The 17,445-nt window shown below is 71.8% G+C and carries 18 protein-coding genes; 5 read left to right on the top strand and 13 right to left on the bottom strand.

Annotated elements, in window-relative coordinates; genetic code table 11:
* The 3 genes from ORG17_RS00615 (at position 1) to ORG17_RS00605 (ending at position 2,906) form a co-directional block, all read left to right on the top strand.
* Positions 1 to 1,323 carry a GntR family transcriptional regulator gene (locus tag ORG17_RS00615; RefSeq protein ID WP_214528088.1) on the top strand — a complete coding sequence of 441 codons (1,323 nt, stop codon included), beginning with the start codon at positions 1 to 3 and terminating at the stop codon, positions 1,321 to 1,323.
* Positions 1,320 to 2,117: an ABC transporter ATP-binding protein gene (locus tag ORG17_RS00610; RefSeq protein WP_138802278.1), complete on the top strand. Its 798-nt coding sequence runs from the start codon at positions 1,320 to 1,322 to the stop codon at positions 2,115 to 2,117. Before ORG17_RS00615 ends, ORG17_RS00610 begins: the two co-directional genes overlap by 4 nt.
* Positions 2,118 to 2,216: 99 nt before the next feature.
* Entirely contained in the window at positions 2,217 to 2,906 is a 690-nt protein-coding gene (locus ORG17_RS00605) for a hypothetical protein (protein WP_214528087.1), read from the top strand.
* An 83-nt stretch (positions 2,907 to 2,989) separates the two neighbouring features.
* On the opposite strand, the gene hemL is transcribed toward ORG17_RS00605, so the two are convergent.
* The 11 genes from hemL to hemE all read right to left on the bottom strand — a co-directional run bounded on the left by hemL (position 2,990) and on the right by hemE (position 12,855).
* Positions 2,990 to 4,321 carry a glutamate-1-semialdehyde 2,1-aminomutase gene (gene hemL, locus ORG17_RS00600; protein WP_214528086.1) on the bottom strand — a complete coding sequence of 444 codons (1,332 nt, stop codon included), beginning with the start codon at positions 4,319 to 4,321 and terminating at the stop codon, positions 2,990 to 2,992.
* Positions 4,318 to 5,373 (bottom strand): porphobilinogen synthase, encoded by a 1,056-nt coding sequence (gene hemB, locus ORG17_RS00595; RefSeq protein WP_301565349.1) that lies wholly within the window; start codon positions 5,371 to 5,373, stop codon positions 4,318 to 4,320. Before hemB ends, hemL begins: the two co-directional genes overlap by 4 nt.
* Positions 5,370 to 5,951, bottom strand: coding sequence for a uroporphyrinogen-III synthase (locus tag ORG17_RS00590; RefSeq protein ID WP_301565348.1), 582 nt, complete (start codon positions 5,949 to 5,951; stop codon positions 5,370 to 5,372). The genes hemB and ORG17_RS00590 overlap by 4 nt, the downstream gene beginning before the upstream one ends.
* 258 nt (positions 5,952 to 6,209) lie before the next feature.
* Positions 6,210 to 7,262 (bottom strand): hydroxymethylbilane synthase, encoded by a 1,053-nt coding sequence (hemC, locus tag ORG17_RS00585; protein WP_301565347.1) that lies wholly within the window; start codon positions 7,260 to 7,262, stop codon positions 6,210 to 6,212.
* A complete protein-coding gene (locus ORG17_RS00580; protein WP_027467028.1) occupies positions 7,259 to 8,491 on the bottom strand; it encodes a ferrochelatase in 1,233 nt (410 codons plus the stop codon). Before ORG17_RS00580 ends, hemC begins: the two co-directional genes overlap by 4 nt.
* The gene (gene hemQ, locus ORG17_RS00575; protein ID WP_228513031.1) at positions 8,488 to 9,255 is read right to left on the bottom strand and encodes a hydrogen peroxide-dependent heme synthase; all 768 of its coding nucleotides are present in this window, start codon (positions 9,253 to 9,255) and stop codon (positions 8,488 to 8,490) included. Before hemQ ends, ORG17_RS00580 begins: the two co-directional genes overlap by 4 nt.
* 68 nt (positions 9,256 to 9,323) lie before the next feature.
* Positions 9,324 to 9,554 carry a DUF3618 domain-containing protein gene (locus ORG17_RS00570; RefSeq protein ID WP_027467026.1) on the bottom strand — a complete coding sequence of 77 codons (231 nt, stop codon included), beginning with the start codon at positions 9,552 to 9,554 and terminating at the stop codon, positions 9,324 to 9,326.
* A 41-nt stretch (positions 9,555 to 9,595) separates the two neighbouring features.
* Positions 9,596 to 10,054, bottom strand: coding sequence for a phage holin family protein (locus tag ORG17_RS00565; protein ID WP_071404474.1), 459 nt, complete (start codon positions 10,052 to 10,054; stop codon positions 9,596 to 9,598).
* Complete coding sequence (locus ORG17_RS00560) at positions 10,051 to 10,305, bottom strand: hypothetical protein (RefSeq protein WP_017887727.1); 255 nt, start codon at positions 10,303 to 10,305, stop codon at positions 10,051 to 10,053. The genes ORG17_RS00565 and ORG17_RS00560 overlap by 4 nt, the downstream gene beginning before the upstream one ends.
* Positions 10,306 to 10,405: 100 nt before the next feature.
* On the bottom strand, positions 10,406 to 11,722 hold the full coding sequence (locus ORG17_RS00555; protein WP_214528085.1) for a protoporphyrinogen/coproporphyrinogen oxidase: 1,317 nt from the start codon (positions 11,720 to 11,722) through the stop codon (positions 10,406 to 10,408).
* Complete coding sequence (gene hemE / locus ORG17_RS00550) at positions 11,719 to 12,855, bottom strand: uroporphyrinogen decarboxylase (protein ID WP_214528084.1); 1,137 nt, start codon at positions 12,853 to 12,855, stop codon at positions 11,719 to 11,721. Before hemE ends, ORG17_RS00555 begins: the two co-directional genes overlap by 4 nt.
* 38 nt (positions 12,856 to 12,893) lie before the next feature.
* Here hemE and ORG17_RS00545 point away from each other — a divergent pair, with 38 nt between their 5' ends.
* Together ORG17_RS00545 and ORG17_RS00540 are read left to right on the top strand one after the other, a co-directional pair.
* Positions 12,894 to 14,216, top strand: coding sequence for a glutamyl-tRNA reductase (locus ORG17_RS00545; protein ID WP_214528083.1), 1,323 nt, complete (start codon positions 12,894 to 12,896; stop codon positions 14,214 to 14,216).
* A 35-nt stretch (positions 14,217 to 14,251) separates the two neighbouring features.
* The gene (locus ORG17_RS00540; protein WP_083404464.1) at positions 14,252 to 14,650 is read left to right on the top strand and encodes an NUDIX hydrolase; all 399 of its coding nucleotides are present in this window, start codon (positions 14,252 to 14,254) and stop codon (positions 14,648 to 14,650) included.
* Between the two features lie 89 nt (positions 14,651 to 14,739).
* Here the strand turns inward: ORG17_RS00540 and ORG17_RS00535 are convergent, their stop codons facing one another.
* Together ORG17_RS00535 and ORG17_RS00530 are read right to left on the bottom strand one after the other, a co-directional pair.
* Complete coding sequence (locus ORG17_RS00535) at positions 14,740 to 15,015, bottom strand: hypothetical protein (protein ID WP_027467022.1); 276 nt, start codon at positions 15,013 to 15,015, stop codon at positions 14,740 to 14,742.
* Between the two features lie 161 nt (positions 15,016 to 15,176).
* A complete protein-coding gene (locus tag ORG17_RS00530; RefSeq protein WP_176707927.1) occupies positions 15,177 to 17,387 on the bottom strand; it encodes an MMPL family transporter in 2,211 nt (736 codons plus the stop codon).
* Positions 17,388 to 17,445: the final 58 nt, after the last annotated feature.

Here is a 17,445-nt window from a genome sequence, read left to right as displayed (position 1 = left end):
ATGGTCGTCGGCGAGTGGGGTGACGCCGACCCCTGGGCGGCCGTGCACGACGACGCCTACGCGTCCCTGCTCGCCCACGTCCGGACCGGCCCCCGCGGACCGGTGTCCGTCGACCTCGACGCACTGAGCTGGGAGTGGGGCACTTCGCTCGGTGACGTCCGATCGGCGGCGGCACGGCTCGAGGACCTCGGCATCCTGGTCCACCAGCCGAACGGTACGTGGCAGTACGAGGAGCTCTCCGACGCCGACCTGTCCGACGCACTGGACTTCTGGGTCTCGCTCCTCGGTCCGGCACTCCGTGCCACGATCCCGGCGCTCACCCCCGAACTGAGCGCCGAGCTCGATCGCCGGGTCGCGCGAGCTCGCACCACCGCTGCCCTGCGGTTGCCGGAGTACCCGACGGCGTTCTCCGCCGCCTGCCAGTTCTGGTTCGAGCACTCCCCGAACACCCTGGTGCGCAGCCTAGGTCTGCGTGCGTTCGAGCGGATGCGGTGGGCACGCGTCCCCACCCAGCTCTGGTCGGTCCACGACGTGCACGCCTGGTTCGTGACCACCGGCCGCGCCGTGGACACCGGCGACCCGGGCATCGTGACCACCGCTGCAGAGGTCATCGACGGGCTGTTCGAGATCCACCGGCGGAACGTCGGGGTGCCGCGGACGAGCCGCCCGGCGGACGACACCACCGAACACCGCGTCGGTCCGGTCGACCGTGCCCTGCTCAGACACGTCCGCTCCGGCGCGTTGGCGGTCGGGTCCAGGCACACGCTCGAGGAACTCGTGACCCGGACCGGTGCTCCACCCGAGCAGGTCATCGACGGGATGCGCTGGCTGCACGACCTCGGGCTCGTCGAGGACGACGGCGGCCGGTACCGCGTCGTGGAACCGTCGCTCGGGACCTGGCGCGACACGATGGAACTGCTCACCGGCGTCTTCACGCACGGTGCCGTCCACGTCCTGCCCGGCCTGCAGGGACCCGCGCTCGAGGAGTTCCGCGCGCTCGTCGAACGGGCGCGGGCGGACGGCCAGGTGCGCGACCACCGCTACACGGAGAGCGCGTTCGCCGTCACGCGGTTCCTGTCGGAGCAGTCCGGGAACCGGTGGACCCGTCAGGCTCTGCGCCTCGCGATGGCCCGGCTCGCCTACGCGCTGCCCGAGGCCCCGGCGTTCCGGCAGTGGGACGCAGAAGCGCTCTGGCTGGCGCTCGACACGGCGGCCGGCAGCGGAGACGTCGGTGCCGCCTGGGCAGCGGCCCGCCGGTTCGTCGACGTCGCACGGGCGCACGTGGACGACGTCACGGCGCGGTGGGGCACGATGGGGTCATGACCGACGCGCACGACGACGTCCTGATCCACGCCACCGGGGTCCGCGTCACGCGCTCCGGCCGCGACCTGCTGCACGACGTCGACCTGACCGTCCGGCGCGGGGAGCACTGGGCGCTGCTCGGACCGAACGGTGCCGGCAAGTCCACGTTGCTCGCCGTCCTCGGCGCGACCGGTCACCCCACCGCCGGCACGGTCGAGGTCCTCGGCCGCCGCCTCGGACGCGTCGACGTCCGCGAACTCCGGGAGCACATCGGCCACGTCGATCCTCGGCACCGGATGCTGTCGCCGCTCACGGTGCTCGAGACGGTGCTCACCGGGCTGACCGGCACGACGGACCTCATGATGCGGTGGGAGCCCTCGGCCGAGCAGGTCGCGCTGGCCGAGCAGCACATCGCCGACGTCGGACTCAGCGCACGACGGGACGCCCGTTGGCCGGTGCTGTCGCAGGGTGAGCGAGGACGCGCCCTCATCGCCCGTGCCCTGATGTCCGAACCCCAACTGCTGCTGCTCGACGAGCCGGCGACCGGCCTCGACGTCGCCGCACGGGAGCACCTGCTCGAGACCGTCGACGCGCTGCGGCACCGGCACCCCGAGCTGGGCAGCGTCATGGTGACCCACCATCTGGAGGACCTGCCGGCCTCGACGTCGCACGCGATGCTGCTCCGCGACGGCGCCGTCGTGGCCCAGGGCACCTCGGACGAGGTCATCACGTCGTCGGCGGTGTCGCACGCGTTCGACTTCCCGCTCGCGATCCTGCGGTCGGAAGGGCGCTGGGCGGCACGCCGATCCGCCTGACGCGTGCTTGAATGGCCGTTCAGTGTCCGCGGCCCGTGTCGGGGAGGGACCCGGCACCGCACCACGGTGTCACGCCGCGGACCGTCACCAGGGGGAACCATGACGAACACGCCGCCGCCCTACCCGGGGTCCGAGCCGCAGCCGAACGACGGGCAGCCGAACACGGGCCAGCCGACCGGCCAGCAGTACCCGCAGCAGCCCGCCGGCCAGCCCCAGCAGCAGCCCGCCGGCCAGCCGTACGCGCAGCAGCAGCAGCAGCAGCAGCAGCCGCCCGCCGGCCAGCCGTACGCGCAGCAGCAGCCGCCCGCCGGCCAGCCGTACCAGGCCCCGGCCGGAGCCGCTCCCTACGCACCCCCGCCCAAGTCATCGTCCCGCGGCAAGCGCGTCCTGATCTCGGTGCTCGGCGTCGTCGTCGCCGTGGTGGTGGCGTTCCTCGTCCGCCAGGGCCTCAACGCAGCCTTCAGCGACTCCACGGAAGAGAAGGTCTCGAAGGCCGTCGAGCAGATCCGCGAGCAGAGCGACCTGCCCAAGCAGGTCGACTCCGTCACGACGTGGACCGGGATCGAGGCCGAGGGCGCCGCGATCCACTACGACTACACCGTGTCGTCGAACGTCGACCCGGCCTCGATCACCGAGGGGGCCATCCGCGACGCCGTCGGGCCGAACCTCTGCTCGAACAGCGAGACGAAGAAGCTCCTCGACGAGGACGTCGACATGCGGTACACGTACAAGTTCGAGGGCTCGTCGAAGACCGTCGACACGACCTTCACGAAGGCCGACTGCTCCTGAGCCCCGACGCCCGTCACGCGGTCGCGGCGGCAGCAGCCTCCGCGCCCGTCACGCGGTCGCGGCAGCAGCAGCCTCCGCGCCCGTCACGCGGTCGCGGCGGCAGCAGCCTTCACGGCCGCGGGCAGGGCGTCGAGGATCCGTCCGACCGCGCGGTCGTCGTGTGCGGCCGTGACGAACCACGCCTCGAAGACGCTCGGCGGCAGGGTCACCCCGGCGTCGAGCATCGCGTGGAAGAACGGCGCGTAGCGGAACACGTCCTGCGCCCGCACGTCGTCGTAGTTCCGCGGCGCCTGCTCGGTGAACGCGAACGAGAACAGGTTGCCGGCGCGCTGCACGGTGTGGGCGACGCCCTCGGCCGACAGGGCGTCCGAAGTGGCCGCGGAGATGACCGCAGCCGTGCGGTTCAGCGTCTCGTACACGGACGGCGTCGCGGCCCGCAGCGTGGCGATGCCGGCGGCGACGGCCAACGGGTTCCCCGACAGGGTGCCCGCCTGGTACACGGGCCCGAGCGGGGCGAGGAAGTCCATGACCTCACGCCGACCGCCGAGTGCGGCGAGGGGCATGCCACCGCCGATGACCTTGCCGAACGTGATGAGGTCGGGCTTCCACCCGGCACCGTCCGGCACGACCTTCGACGCCTCGAGGCCCCACCAGCCGGCAGCACCGACGCGGAACCCGGTCAGGACCTCGTCGACGATGAGCAGCGCCCCGTGCGACCGGGTGATCTGCGCCAGGGCACGGTTGAAGCCGCGCTCGGGTGCCAGGACGCCCATGTTCGCGGCGGCGGACTCGACGATGACGGCGGCGATGCGCTCGGAGTGCTCGTCGAAGGCCCGGCGGACGGCGTCGAGGTCGTTGTACGGCAGCACGAGGGTCTGCGCCGCGGTCTCGGCGGTGATGCCCGCACTGCCCGGCATGGCCAGGGTCGCGACGCCGGAGCCGGCCTCGGCCAGCAGGGAGTCCGAGTGCCCGTGGTAGTGCCCGGCGAACTTCACGAGCAGGTCGCGACCGGTGTAGCCGCGCGCCAGCCGGATCGCCGTCATCGTGGCCTCGGTGCCGGTCGACACCATCCGGAGCTTCTCGATGGGGCCGTCGCCGTCCACCGACACCCGCTGCTTCACGAGTTCGGCCAGCTCGGTCTCACCCGGGGTCGACGCCCCGAACGACAGTCCGCGCGCGGCGGCCTGCTGCACGGCCTCGACCGTGCCGGGGTGGGCGTGCCCGAGGATCGCGGGGCCCCACGACGCGACGAGGTCGACGTACTCGCGACCCTCGGCGTCCGTGACGTAGGCGCCCTTGGCGGACACCAGGAACCTCGGGGTGCCGCCGACCGACCCGTAGGCGCGGACCGGGGAGTTCACACCACCCGGGATCGCGTTCTTGGCACGGCCGAACAGCTGGTCGTTCGTGGTCATTCGGGGGCCTTCCCGGTCGAGGCGATGCCGGCGACGTCCGCGGTGCTGCCCGAGGTGCGGAGGGCCGCTTCCTCGTTGAGCTTCCGCGCGATGTCGACGGCGAAGTAGGTCAGGATCGCGTCGGCACCGGCGCGCTTGATGCCGACGAGCGACTCCATCGCGGCGGCGTCGCGGTCGATCCACCCGTTCTGCGCTGCTGCGGTGATCATCGCGTACTCGCCGGAGATCTGGTACGCCCAGACCGGGACCGGCGAGGTCGCAGCGGTCTCGGCGAGCACGTCGAGGTAGCTCATCGCGGGCTTCACCATCACGATGTCGGCGCCCTCGTCGACGTCGAGCTCGACCTCGCGGAGCCCCTGCCGACCGTTCGCGGCGTCGATCTGGTACGTGCGGCGGTCGCCGACGAGCGACGACGAGACGGCCTCGCGGAAGGGTCCGTAGAACGCCGAGGCGTACTTGGCGGCGTAGGCGAGCAGCGCGGTGCCGCTGTGCCCGGCGCCGTCGAGGGCGTCACGTGCGGCGGCGATCTGGCCGTCCATCATGCCGCTCATGCAGACGAGCTCGGCACCGGCCTCGGCCTGCGCGACCGCCATGTCGCGGTAGCGCAGCAGGGTGGCGTCGTTGTCGACGGAGCCGTCGGCTGCCAGCACACCGCAGTGTCCGTGGTCGGTGAACTCGTCGAGGCACAGGTCGGACTGCACCACGAGGGCATCCCCGACCTCTTCCTTGGCCACCCGGATGGCCACGTTGAGGATGCCGTCCGGGTCGGTCGCGCCGGAGCCCTCGGCGTCCTTCGTGGTCGGCACGCCGAACAGGTTCACGCCACCCACACCGACCGACGCGGCGTCGACCAGCGCGCGGCGGAACGAGTCGAGGGAGTGCTGCTGCACGCCCGGCATGCTCGAGATGTCCACGGCGTCGGTCGCGCCTTCGCGGATGAACATCGGCAGCACGAGCTCGGCCGGGTGGAGCCGGGTCTCGGCCACGAGTCGTCGCATCGCGGGGGTGGCGCGGAGCCGACGGGGGCGGACCTGGGGGAAGCGTCCAGTCACGGGTGACCTTCCTGGTGGGGGGTGGTTGGGTTCAGTGCCTCGACGACGGCGTCGAGCAGGGCTTCTGCGGACCGCGTGCCTCCGACCGCGTGCACGGGCAGTCCGGCCGCACGGGCGTCGGTCGCGGTCCCGGGGCCGATGCAGGCCACGATGGTGCGGGGGTCGAGCGGGGTCATCCGGCGGGCGATCTCGCGGGCGACGCTGCCGCTCGTCACGAGCACCGCAGCGGGCGTCGTCTCGAGGGCGATCGGCTCGTCGCCGGTCCCCACGGTACGGTACGCGACCACGTCGTCCACGTCGATGCCGCGGGCACGGAGGCCGTCGACGAGTGTCGGTGCGGCGATCTCGGAGCGGGGGAACAGCACGGTGCCGTCGGTGTCCGGCAACTCCTGCACCAGGCCCGCGGCGGACGTCTCGGTCGGCACCAGGTCGACGACCCAGCCCGCAGCGCGCGCGGCACGGGCGGTCGGCTCGCCGACCGCAGCGACGCGCACCCCGGCCGGGAGGCCCGCCACGCGTTCCGACAGGACCGTCACGGCCGTCGCACTGGTCACCACCACCCATGCATAACCAGCCACAGGGGTTCGTTCGCCGACAGCAACGGGCGATCCGGGCCTCCCGACCGCACCGGAGGCGACCAGGCGGCGGACCGCAGCGTCGAGTGCGGAGGGGTCGGACGGCGGAGCGTCCGTGATGAGGGGGACGACGACGGGCGCAAGCCCACGGGCCCGCGCCGCTTCGGCGACCCGGTCCCCCCACGCACCGCCACGCGGGACGAGGACGACCGGGGGTCGCGCCTCGTCCGTCGCGGTGGTGGAGGGTTCCGTGGTGACCGCCTACTCGGCCGGCGTCGCGAGGCCGGGACCCGCGGTGTACGGCCCGTCCGTGGTGTCCTCGGCGACGGTGGTCGCCAGGTCGGCGAGGTCGGCAGCGCCGTTGTCGAGCAGCTCGGTCGCCACGCGGCCGCCGACCGCGAGCGCCTCGTCGAGACGCTCCTGCGCCGACCCGTCGAGCACGGCCGCGTGCGACGCGGTGCGGTACTCGGTGCCGTCGGGGCGGTAGACGGTCGCGGACACGAGCAGCAGTTCGGCGTCCACGACCGCCGTGGCACCGATCGGGGCGGAGCAGCCGGCCTCGAGCTTGGCGAGGACCTCGCGCTCGGCCGTCACCGTCAGGCGGGTGGGGGCGTGCTCGATCTTGCGGAGTGCGGCGAGCAGCCCACGGTCGGTCTCGTCCGAGCGGATCTCCACCGCGAGCGCGCCCTGTCCGGGAGCACTGGGCCAGAAGCCGAGGTCGAGCAGTTCCGTGGCGGCAGACAGGCGGTCGATGCGCCCGAGGCCGGCGGCGGCGAGCACCACGGCGTCGAGGTCGTCGTCCACCCGGCCGAGGCGGGTGTCGATGTTGCCGCGGATGTCGACCACGTCGAGGTCGGGGCGCTGCGCACGGAGCTGCGCGGCACGGCGAGGCGAACCCGTGCCGACCTTCGCGCCCTCGGGCAGGGTGTCGACGGTGGCGCCGTTCCGGGCGACGAGGACGTCACGGGCGTCCGCACGCTTCGGCACGGCACCGATCGTCAGGCCCGGGTACGGCGCGGTCGGCAGGTCCTTGAGCGAGTGCACGAGCACGTCGACCTCGCCCGCGACGAGCGCTTCACGCAGGGCGCTGGCGAAGACACCCGTGCCGCCGAGCGACGCCAGGGAGGCACGGTTCGTGTCGCCCTCGCTCGTGACGGTGACGAGTTCGACGGGCCGACCGGCCGCCTTCGCCAGGCGGTCGGCGACGTCCTGCGACTGCGCGACCGCGAGCCGGCTGGCACGGGTGCCGAGCCGGATCGGGGTCGGGCCGTCGGGCCCTGTGGCGCTGGGGTCGTTCACGGTCGTGTCGGTCACGGAGCGACGCCCGCGGCGGCGGGCTTGAACCCCGCTCGCACGTTCTCGCAGCACCCCGGACGGCACACGTCGTACCAGGGGCCGATGTCGGTCATGTGCGGGCGCTCGGCCTTGGGCGTGCCGTTGACCCGCTCGAGCACCAGGTCGACGAGACCGGACACGTAGGCCGGGTCGATGCCGGGGGTCTGCGTGCGGAGCGACCAGAAGCCGAGCTCACCGGCGGTCTCGGTGGCTTCCTCGTCGAGGTCCCACATGACTTCCATGTGGTCGCTGACGAAGCCGAGCGGGACGATCAGCACGGCACGCGTCGGGCCGCCCTTGAGGTCCTCGTTCATGTAGTCGTTGATGTCGGGCTCGAGCCACGGCTGCGTCGGGGGGCCGGAGCGCGACTGGTAGACCAGCTTCCAGGCGGGCTTCGACGTGCCCTGCAGGTGGGCGTGCTCGGGCTGCTCGAGGAGCTCGGCCCAGGCCTGGTCGAGGACGACCTCGCCGACGGCCAGGTGCTGCGCCTCGTACGCGCCGTGCTCGTCGAACCCGCGGTAGTCGGGGCCCGAGCGGGCGGCGTCGGTCGAGGGGATGGAGTGCGTCGAGAAGAGCACCTGCAGCTCGGTCGCGACGTCGAGGCCCTCGTTCTCGGCGATCGCGCGGGCCATGCCGTCGCGGACGCCGTCGATGAACGGGCGGACGAAGCCCGGGTGGTCGAAGAACTGGCGGATCTTGTCGATCTGGATGGTGTCGATCAGACCGGTCTCGTTGAGCACGCGAGCGTAGTCCTCGCGGTACTGCCGGCAGCTCGAGAACGACGAGTACGCGCTCGTGGCGATGGCGACGAGCTTCGTGTAGCCCTTGTCCGCCGCCTCGGTGAAGGCTTCTTCGAGGTAGGGCTCCCAGTTGCGGTTGCCCCAGAGGACCGGCATGTCGATGCCGCGCGACGCCAGCTCGGCCTCGAGCGCTGCCTTGAGCGCACGGTTCTGCGCGTTGATCGGGCTCACGCCGCCGAAGTGGCGGTAGTGGTGCGCCACCTCTTCGAGACGCTCGTCCGGGATCCCGCGGCCGCGGGTGACGTTGCGCAGGAAGGGGATGACGTCGTCCTGGCCCTCGGGGCCACCGAAGCCGGCGAGCAGGATCGCGTCGTAGGCGGTCGGGGTCTCGACGTGCTCGGGACCGGACGCCGCCGCGGGGGTGGCGGCGAGGACCTGGCCGTTCGTGATCATGCTGGTGTCGGTCATGACAGCACCTCCGGGAGTTCGGCGGTCGTCACGCGACGACCCGTGAAGAAGGGGACCTCTTCGCGCACGTGCATGCGCGCTTCGGTGTAGCGGAGATCGCGCATCAGGTCGACCAGGTCGACGAGGTCCGGGCTCTCGAGCGGCAGGATCCACTCGTAGTCGCTCAGGGCGAAGGTCGCGATGGTGTTCGTGAGCACGCGACGGTACTTCGCGCCGGCGATGCCGTGGTCGCGGAGCATCTTCGAGCGCTCCTCTTCCGGCAGCAGGTACCACTCGTAGGAGCGGACGAACGGGTACACCGTGATCCACGCCTCGGGGTCCTTGCCGCGCAGGAACGCGGGGGTGTGCCGCTTGTTGAACTCGGCCTCGCGGTGCATGGCCATCACGTGCCAGACCGGCTCGGCGTCCTGGAACAAGCCGGTGCGACGGATCTCGCGCAGCACGGCCTGGATGGCCTGCGCGTCGTCGCCGTGCAGCCAGACCATGACGTCGGCGTCGGCACGGAAGGCCGAGACGTCGTAGAAGCCACGGATCGTGACCCCGCGCTCGGCGGCGCTGGCGATCACGGTGTCGAGTTCGGCCACGGCGTCGTCGCCGACGCGGTGGACCGGACCGAGGGGCCGGCGGAACACTGCCCAGAGGGCGTAGGCCGTCAGCAGGTTCGGGTCGATCCCGGAGTCCGGGTGACCGGTCTCGGCGGGTTCCGTGTGGGGGTGGTCGTGCGCGGGCACGGGCCCGGTGTTCGTGGGCGCGTCGGAGCTCATGGATCCATTGTCCTATCGGTTGCCAGGGTGTTGGCCGCCCCGCATCCGGTGGACCGCGCTCGGGCGGTCTACCGCCGTCGGAGCACCATCACGACGATACCCCCGACCACCGCCACGCCGGCTGCGAGACCGGCCAGGTAGGGCACCGGCTTCTCGTCGAGACCGCGCTTGAACTTCGACGCCGCGATCCCGATCTGCTTCGGGACGTTGAGCTTGTCCTCGATCGCGTCGAGGGTGTCGAACAGCTGGGCGCGGGTCGCGGCGACGCGAGCAGCGAGATCGTCGTGCGGGTCGGTCACGGTTCCTCCGTCGGTGGTGCGGCTGTCGGGGCTGTCGGCGCTCAGGAGCGGCCGTCGACGTCCGGCTTGCGGCTGCCGTACTGCGTCGGCGGGGTCGGCTTCTTGCCGAGGCCCTTCACCGCGTTGATGTCGTCCTTGACGCTGGCGATCGTGCGCTTCGGCGTGATCGGCAGGCCCTTCTTCAGGCGCTTCCAGCCGATCAGGCCGAGGATCGCGGCGATGATCAGCATCACCACGGCCACCACCAGTGCGGCCAGCCACGCCGGCATCACGGTCGCGAGGCCCATCACGGCTGCGGTCAGCAGGACGCCGATCGCGTAGAGCACGACGACGAGCGCACCGACCAGCAGACCGGCTGCGAGGCCGAAGATCTTCGCCTTCGCGAGCATCTCGGCCTTGAGCAGGTCGATCTCGCCCTTGACCAGGCCCTTGACGAGCTTCGGGACGTCACCGACCAGGCCGAACAGCGAACGCGACTTGCGATCGCGGGTGTCGGTCATGAGGTGGTGGTGTCCTTCTTCTGGCCGACCTTGCGGACGGCCTTCTTGGTCGTCTCACCGATGAACTCGGCGACGTCCGGGGTCTTGTCGGCGATGAAGTCCTCGGCGACGTGCACGCCCTTCTGGACGCCGTTGCTGTTCCAGACCTTGCCGCTGACGGTCTTGATCTGCTCGTACCGCGCCCGTCCGGCTCGCGATCCCAGGACGTACCCGAGTGCGGCGCCGGCGACGAACAGGAGCTTTCCGCGCATGTGCGATTCCTCCGTGCATTGGTTGTGCGGTGGTCATGCACCGAACGGAATACGTCCGGCGGTCTGACCAACAGTAGCCCTCGGGGGCTGCGCGGTCCGCTCAGGAACCGAGGATCTCGTCGGCTGCCTTCCGAGCGGCGGCGATGATGCCCGCCAGGCCTCGTCCGGTCGAGGCCTCACCGATGCCGACGACGCCGTCGGCCAGCCCTGCCGCGGTGAGGTCCGGTCCGTACCAGCCGACGCGTGCGGCGCCGCTGACGCGGTCGGCCGTGATCGGCACACCGAGCAGCGTGGACGCGTCCTGCAGCGCGCGGCTGCCGACGGGGTCGGTCGGGTCGACCGGGAGGCTCGTGGCCACGCCCGCAGGGTCCGTCGCGGTGGTCGCGTAGCTGAGCCGCAGGACGTGGCGTCCGTCCGCCACGTCGGCCAGCCACGGCCACTTCACCGTCGCGTGCGTCAGGGCCTTCGCCGACACCGCCTGGGCGTCGGGGTGCACGAGCATCCCGGTTCCGCGCGGGGCGGCATCGAGCTCCGGCTGGTCGACGACGAGCGTGACGAGCTGGATACCGGTCCGGTCGGGGGCGGCGGTGCGCTCCGGGTCGGCGACGGAGGACAGGGTGTGCTGGGCCGGCAGCCGTTCGGTCGTGCCGTCGGCGCTGACGATCTCGACCGCGTGCGCCTCGATGCGGGTCGCGCGGGTGTGCAGCCGGACGTCCACCCCGTAGGTCTCCATGTCGGCGACGAGCTCGTCCACCAGGCGCACCGTCCCACCACGGATCCCCTGCACCGGGGTGCCGGCGGCCGCGCGTGCCCGCAGCGACAGGACGGCTCGGGCGAGTGAGCCCTCGCGGAGCAGTGCGGCGCGCAGGCCCGGAGCCACCCGGTCGGGGTCGAGCTGGTCGGGGTGCGTGGAGTGCACGCCACCGGCGATCGGCACCACGAGGTCGTCGAGCACCCGCTCCCCCATGCGCCGGCGGACGAGTTCGCCGAGCGACGAGGCCTTGGCGCCCACCGGTGCCGGCAGCAGCGAGTCCATCTGGGCGCGCAGCCCGCCCTTCTGCCCGACCACGGCCAGCACGTCGGCGGCCATCGGGGTGCTCGGGATGCCGAGGAGCCCGGTCGCCGGGATCGGGGAGGTCCGGCCGTCGCGGGTCATCAGCCAGGCGCCGCGCGGGTCAGGGGCGACGACGTCGTTGCCGAGCCCGAGCTCGATCGCCAGGCGGCCGACGGCGTCCGTGCGGGTGGCGAAGGAGTCCGCCGCCATGTCCAGGTCGATCCCGCCGACGGTGTGCCGACGGATCATGCCCCCGAGCTCCCCCGAGGACTCGACGAGCACCACGTGGGCGCCGCCCTTGGCGAGGTCACGGGCGGTGACGAGCCCGGCGACCCCGCCGCCGACCACGACGACGTCGGTCACGCGTCGACTCCGTCCTGCGCTGCACCGTCGTCCGTGCGACCGTCGCCGAGCGAGTGGACCAGCTCGACCACCCGGGTCAGGACGGCCGGGTCGGTCTCGGGAGGGACCCCGTGGCCGAGGTTCACGACGTGGGCCCGTGCGGCACCGCCCCGCCGGACGACGTCGCGGACGTGCGCTTCGAGGACATCCCACGGCGCCGAGAGCATCGCCGGGTCGATGTTGCCCTGCACGCTGACGCCGGTGCCGACGCGCTGCACCGCCTGGTCGAGCGGCAGGCGCCAGTCGACGCCGACCGCGTCGACGCCGACGGTGTCCGTACCGAACGTCGTCATGTCGGCCAGGACCTCGCCGCTGCCGACGCCGAAGTGGATCCGAGGCACCCCGAGCTCGGCGACGTGCGACATCGCCCGGGCGGAGTGCGGTGCGACGGACCGGACGTAGTCGGCGCGGGACAGCGACCCGACCCACGAGTCGAAGAGCTGCGCGGCCGAGGCCCCGGCGAGCACCTGCGCCCGGAGGAACATCCCGGACACCTCGGCGGCCCAGGCGAGCAGCCGCGACCAGGTCTCGGGGTCGGCGTGCATGAGCGTGCGGGCGCGGATGTGGTCCTTGGACGGGCCACCCTCGACCAGGTAGGCCGCGAGGGTGAACGGCGCCCCCGCGAAACCGATCAGCGGGGTGTCGCCGAGCTGCTCGACCGTGCGTCGGACGGCCTGCTCGATCGGGGCGAGGGCCGCGGGGTCGAGCTGCTCGAGGGCGTCGACGTCGGCGGGGGTGCGGATCGGCGACGAGAGCACCGGGCCACGGCCGGGGACGATCTCGACGTCCACGCCGGCGAGCTTGATCGGCACGACGATGTCGCTGAAGAAGATGCCCGCGTCGACCCCGTGCCGGCGGACCGGCTGCAGGGTGATCTCCGACGCCATCTCCGGGTCGAGGCACGCGTCGAGCATGGCTGTGCCGATCCGAAGCTCCCGGTACTCCGGAAGGGACCGTCCGGCCTGCCGCATGAACCACACCGGGAGCGTCTCCGGACGGTCACCCCGCAGGGCCCGTACCAGGCGGGAACCACTCGTCCGCCCTGATGCCAGGGGGTGGGAGTCGGGGAGGGATGTGGTCGTCGCTTCGGTCACCGGATGATTCTCCCATCGAGCGCGTTACCATTGACTACGTGCTCATCTGTCTCACGGCGTCGCATCGCAACGCCAGCTTCGATCTCCTGGAGCGACTGAGCATCGGTGCACCCGCGGCAGCCAGCCGACTCGTCACGGATGCCGGCGTCCTGGACGGTGCCGTGGTGCTCGCCACCTGCAACCGTTTCGAGGCGTACCTCGACATCGCGGGCGACGAGAGCGACTCCGCCGTCTCCGCCACCGTGCAGGCCGTGGCCGCCGCGAGCGACCTGGACGCCACCGAAGTGCTTGACTCCGTCAACGTGCTGGGCGGCAAGGACGTCGTGCAGCACCTGTTCGCCGTGTCGAGCGGACTCGAGTCCGTCGTCGTCGGCGAGACCGAGATCTCCGGCCAGGTCCGTCGCTCGCTCGAGGACGCCCGGTCGAACGGCACCACCACCTCGGACCTCGAGCGCCTGTTCCAAGAGGCCGCGCACACCTCACGCGGCGTCAAGACCCGCACCCGCATCGGCGCCGCCGGCCGGTCGCTCGTGCGCCTCGGCCTCGAACTCGCCTCGTCGCGGGTCACCGACTGGGCCCGCACCCGCGTGCTGCTCGTCGGCACCGGCAGCTACGCGGCCACCACCATCGCCGCACTGCGTGACCGCGGCGCCACGAACATCCAGGTGTTCTCGCCCTCGGGCCGGGCGCCCTGGTTCGCCGCCAAGCACGACCTCGTCGCCGCCCGCGACCTGCGCCAGGCCATCGGCGAGAGCGACGTCCTGATCACCTGCACCTCGAGCGAGGTCCCGGTCGTCGCACCGGCTGACCTCGACGACGGGGTCCGCCGCATCGTCATCGACCTCGGGCTCCCCCGCAACGTCGACCCCGCGGCCGCCGGCGTCGACGGCGTCGAACTGCTCGACCTCGAGACGATCAGCATCCACGCCCCGATCTCCGAGCTGAACGCCGAGTCCGAGGCCCGCGCGATGGTCGACGACGCCGTGTCCCGGTTCCGCGCCCAGGCGATGGAGCAGTCGACGACCCCGGCGCTCGTGGCGTTCCGCAAGCACGTGTTCGACATCCTCGACGACGAGATCGAGCGGGCCAAGCGCCGTGCGGACGCCGACGGCGAGTCCGTCGAGCACACCGAGCGGGCGCTCCGGCACCTGGTCGGCGTCCTGCTGCACCGTCCCTCGGTCCGCGCTCGTGAGCTCGGTCGCGCCGGTCGCGGCGAGGAGTTCGTCGGGGCGATCGACTCCCTGTACGGCGTCCGGCCCGCGGCCGAGCCGGAGCTGCCGTCGCCCGTCGTCCCGCTGGCCGACCGCACGGCACTGGACCCGACCGCCTCGGATCGCGACGACCAGGCGGACGCGAGCTGAGCCTCCAGGCCGCTCCGCAACCACCCACGCTGCGCGTGAGTGCGCTGCTGCTGGTGCGTGACCGACGCGTCCTGATGGTGCGCGCCCGGGCGCGCGACGTGCTCTACCTGCCCGGCGGCAAGGCGGAGCCGCACGAGACCGACGTCGAGGCCGCTGTGCGCGAGGCGTACGAGGAGACCGGCCTGCGGCTCACCGCCGACGACGTCGACCCGTTCGGCGTCGTGCTCGAGCCCGCCCACGGGCAGGCTCCGGGGACCATGGTCGCGATGACGCTGTTCCTGGTCCGGCCGGGAGGCCCGCTGGACTCCGCCACGCCCGTCGCCTCCGCCGAGGTGGACGAGGTCGAGTGGGTCACCTCCGCCGACGCGGACCGGTGCCCGCCTGCGGGCGTGGAGACGCTCCGCCGCCTGGTGGCGGCGGAGCTCATCGACTGACCGTCAGGCGCGGAGCGACAACGCAGAGGAGCCCATGCTCAAGGATGAGTACTCATCCTTGAGCATGGGCTCGCTTCCGCTCGGGTTCGTCAGACCTTGTCGGTGTCGGTGTACTCGCCGACCTCGCCGTTCTGGGCCGGCTCGGCCTCGCCGGGGATGTCCGAATCGACGTACTCGCCGTCGGGTCCGGCTCCGGTCGGACGCGTCTCGCCGGGGATGTCGCTCGAGACGAACTCGCCGACGGGCTCCGTCGACTCGACGTGCTCCTCGCCCGGGATCTCGCTGTCCGTGAAGGCTCCGGCCCGGGGTTCGACCCCGTCCGCGCGACCCTCGTCGCCTCGTGCTTGTTCGTGCTTGCCCGTCATGTCCGACCTCCGCTGCTCGGGTTGCTTGTCTCGGAGTGTGCCCGTGGTCCCTGGACGCCGACCGAGCCGGATGCGGCGTTCGGCGGTTGCCTGTGCACGGGCGGAGCCGTCCCGCTGCGATCGCAGCGGGACGGCTCCTTCGGCCCTGAGGTGCTGGCCGACTAGCTGACCGGCACCGGGATGGCCCCGGTCCCCCGGTCGTGCTCGGGAGCCCGGTCGAGTCCGTGACCCTCGGTGTCCAGGTTCGGGATGACCTTCCGCATCCAGCGCGGCATCCACCAGGCTGCTTCCCCGCAGAGCGTGAGGAGCGCCGGCATGATCATCATCCGCACCAGGAAGGCGTCTGCGAGGACCCCGACGAGCAGCCCGACGGCGATCGACGCTGCGACGGCCATCTCACTCGTGGCGAAGCCGGCGAAGACGACGGCCATGATCGTGGCTGCTGCGACGAGGACGGTGCCGGACTTGGTGAACCCGGAGAACACGGCGTCCTTCGGGCTCAGCCCGCGGGAGTGTTCTTCCTTCATCCGGGACACAAGGAACACCTGGTAGTCCATCGCCAGCCCGAACAGGACCCCGACCAGGATGATCGGCAGCAGGCTCAACATCGGGTCGCCCTGGGGTGCGGCGATGAGCGGGTCGAGCCAGCCCCACTGGAAGATCGCGACCGATGCGCCGAACGCCGCCCCGACGGAGAACAGGTACCCGAGGGTGGCGAACAGGGGCACGAGCAGGGATCGGAACATCACGATCAGGAGCAGGAACGACAGCGCGACGATCACGATGATGTAGGTGATCAGTGCCCGGTTCATCTGCGCGGTGTCGTCGAGCCCGATCGCGGTTTCGCCGGTCACCTCGACGCGCACGCCGCTGATCGCCGTGGTCTCGTCGCGGATGTCCGTGACGAGCTGCTTCGTGCTCTCGGCGATCGGACCGCCGGTCGGGATGACGGTGAGGAGTGCGGCGTCGTCGGTCTTCGTGACCTGGCCGGGGACGACGGCTTCGACGTGGTCGAGGCCCGTGATCTCGTCCTCGACCGCGGTGAGGTTGCTGGTGACGTCGTCACCCTGCACGAGCACGAGCAGCGGGGACTGGATGCCGCCGAACTCGTCGACGATCAGGTCGTAGGCCTTCCGCTCCGACGAAGTCGGGTCGGAGCCACCGGGGATGTTGGAGGCCGTCTTCATGTCGAGGACCGGTGCGGCGACGAGCCCGAGGACGACGACGGCGCCGAAGAGTGCGAGCCACGGGCGTCCGGTGACGAACCTGGCCCACCCGCGGAGGAAGTTCTTGCGGTTCGCGGGACGCTGCGGGATCGACTGGCCGGCGGCGAGGAGTTCCCGGTGCTTCCGGGGCAGGGCGCGCAACCCGAGGGTCCCCAGGATGACGGGGAGCAGCGTGAGGGCCATCAGCACCGCGATCAGGACGCTGAACGCTCCGGCGAAGCCCATCACGGTGATGACCTCGTTGCCGGTCACGACGAGACCCACGAGGGCGATGATGACGGTGAGGCCCGCGAACACGACTGCGGTGCCCGCGGTGCCGGTGGCCCGGGCGACCGCGTCGACGACGCTGCGTCCCTCGCGGAGCTCCGAGCGGAACCGGGTGAGGATGAACAGCGTGTAGTCGATCCCGACGGCGAGTCCGAGCATGGTCGCGAGCGTCAGGGTCGTCCCCTGGATCGGGTTGATCGCGGAGTACGCGAGGACACCGACCGTCCCGACGGCGACCCCGGAGATCGCGACGAGCATGTTCGCTCCGGCGGCCAGGAGCGAACCGAACGTCAGGAACAGCACCAGGAACGCGACCAGGATCCCGATGACCTCGCCGGGACCGAAGGTGGCGTAGGTGTCCCCGAACAGGTGCCCGCCGACCTCGGCGTGGAAGGCAGCACGGTGGTCGGCTGCGAAGTCCAGGACGGTGTCGTACGTCTTCTCCTGGTTCGCCTCGGTGACGCCGGAGAAGGTCAGCGTGGAGATGACCGTGGTGCCGTCCTTCGAGACCATCGGGCTCCGCTGGGCGAACGGGTCCGAGACCGTCTGCACGTGCGGAAGGTTCTTCGCGTCGGCGAGGACTGCCTGCACCTCGGCGGCGGTGTCCTGGTCGGTGACCTTCGCTCCGTCTCGCGCCTGGAGGACGAGCTGCAGCGTCTTCGCGTCGCCCGACGACGAGGAGCCGAGGTCGAACTTCTCGTTGACGACGGTGAGCGCCTTCGCGGCGGCGGTCTTGTTGCCGGCCGAGCCGGTGGCACTGGTGTCCATGCCGGCGGCGGTGACCGCGGTGAGACCCGCGAAGAGCACCAACCAGACGGCGACGATGATGAGCCGGTGCCGGGCGCTGAAGCGTCCGATCGCGGCGAGGACCTTGGGCATGATGCTCCCGGAGAGAAGAAGAGGAAGCCACGCGGAGACCGTCGCGGCGGGTACTCCT

Origin of the sequence: Curtobacterium flaccumfaciens pv. betae, from assembly GCF_026241855.1 — a bacterium.
Classification (GTDB): Bacteria; Actinomycetota; Actinomycetes; order Actinomycetales; family Microbacteriaceae; genus Curtobacterium; species Curtobacterium flaccumfaciens.
The sequence above is the reverse complement of the archived record's forward strand: the minus strand, read 5'-3'. Positions and strand labels throughout refer to the sequence as shown.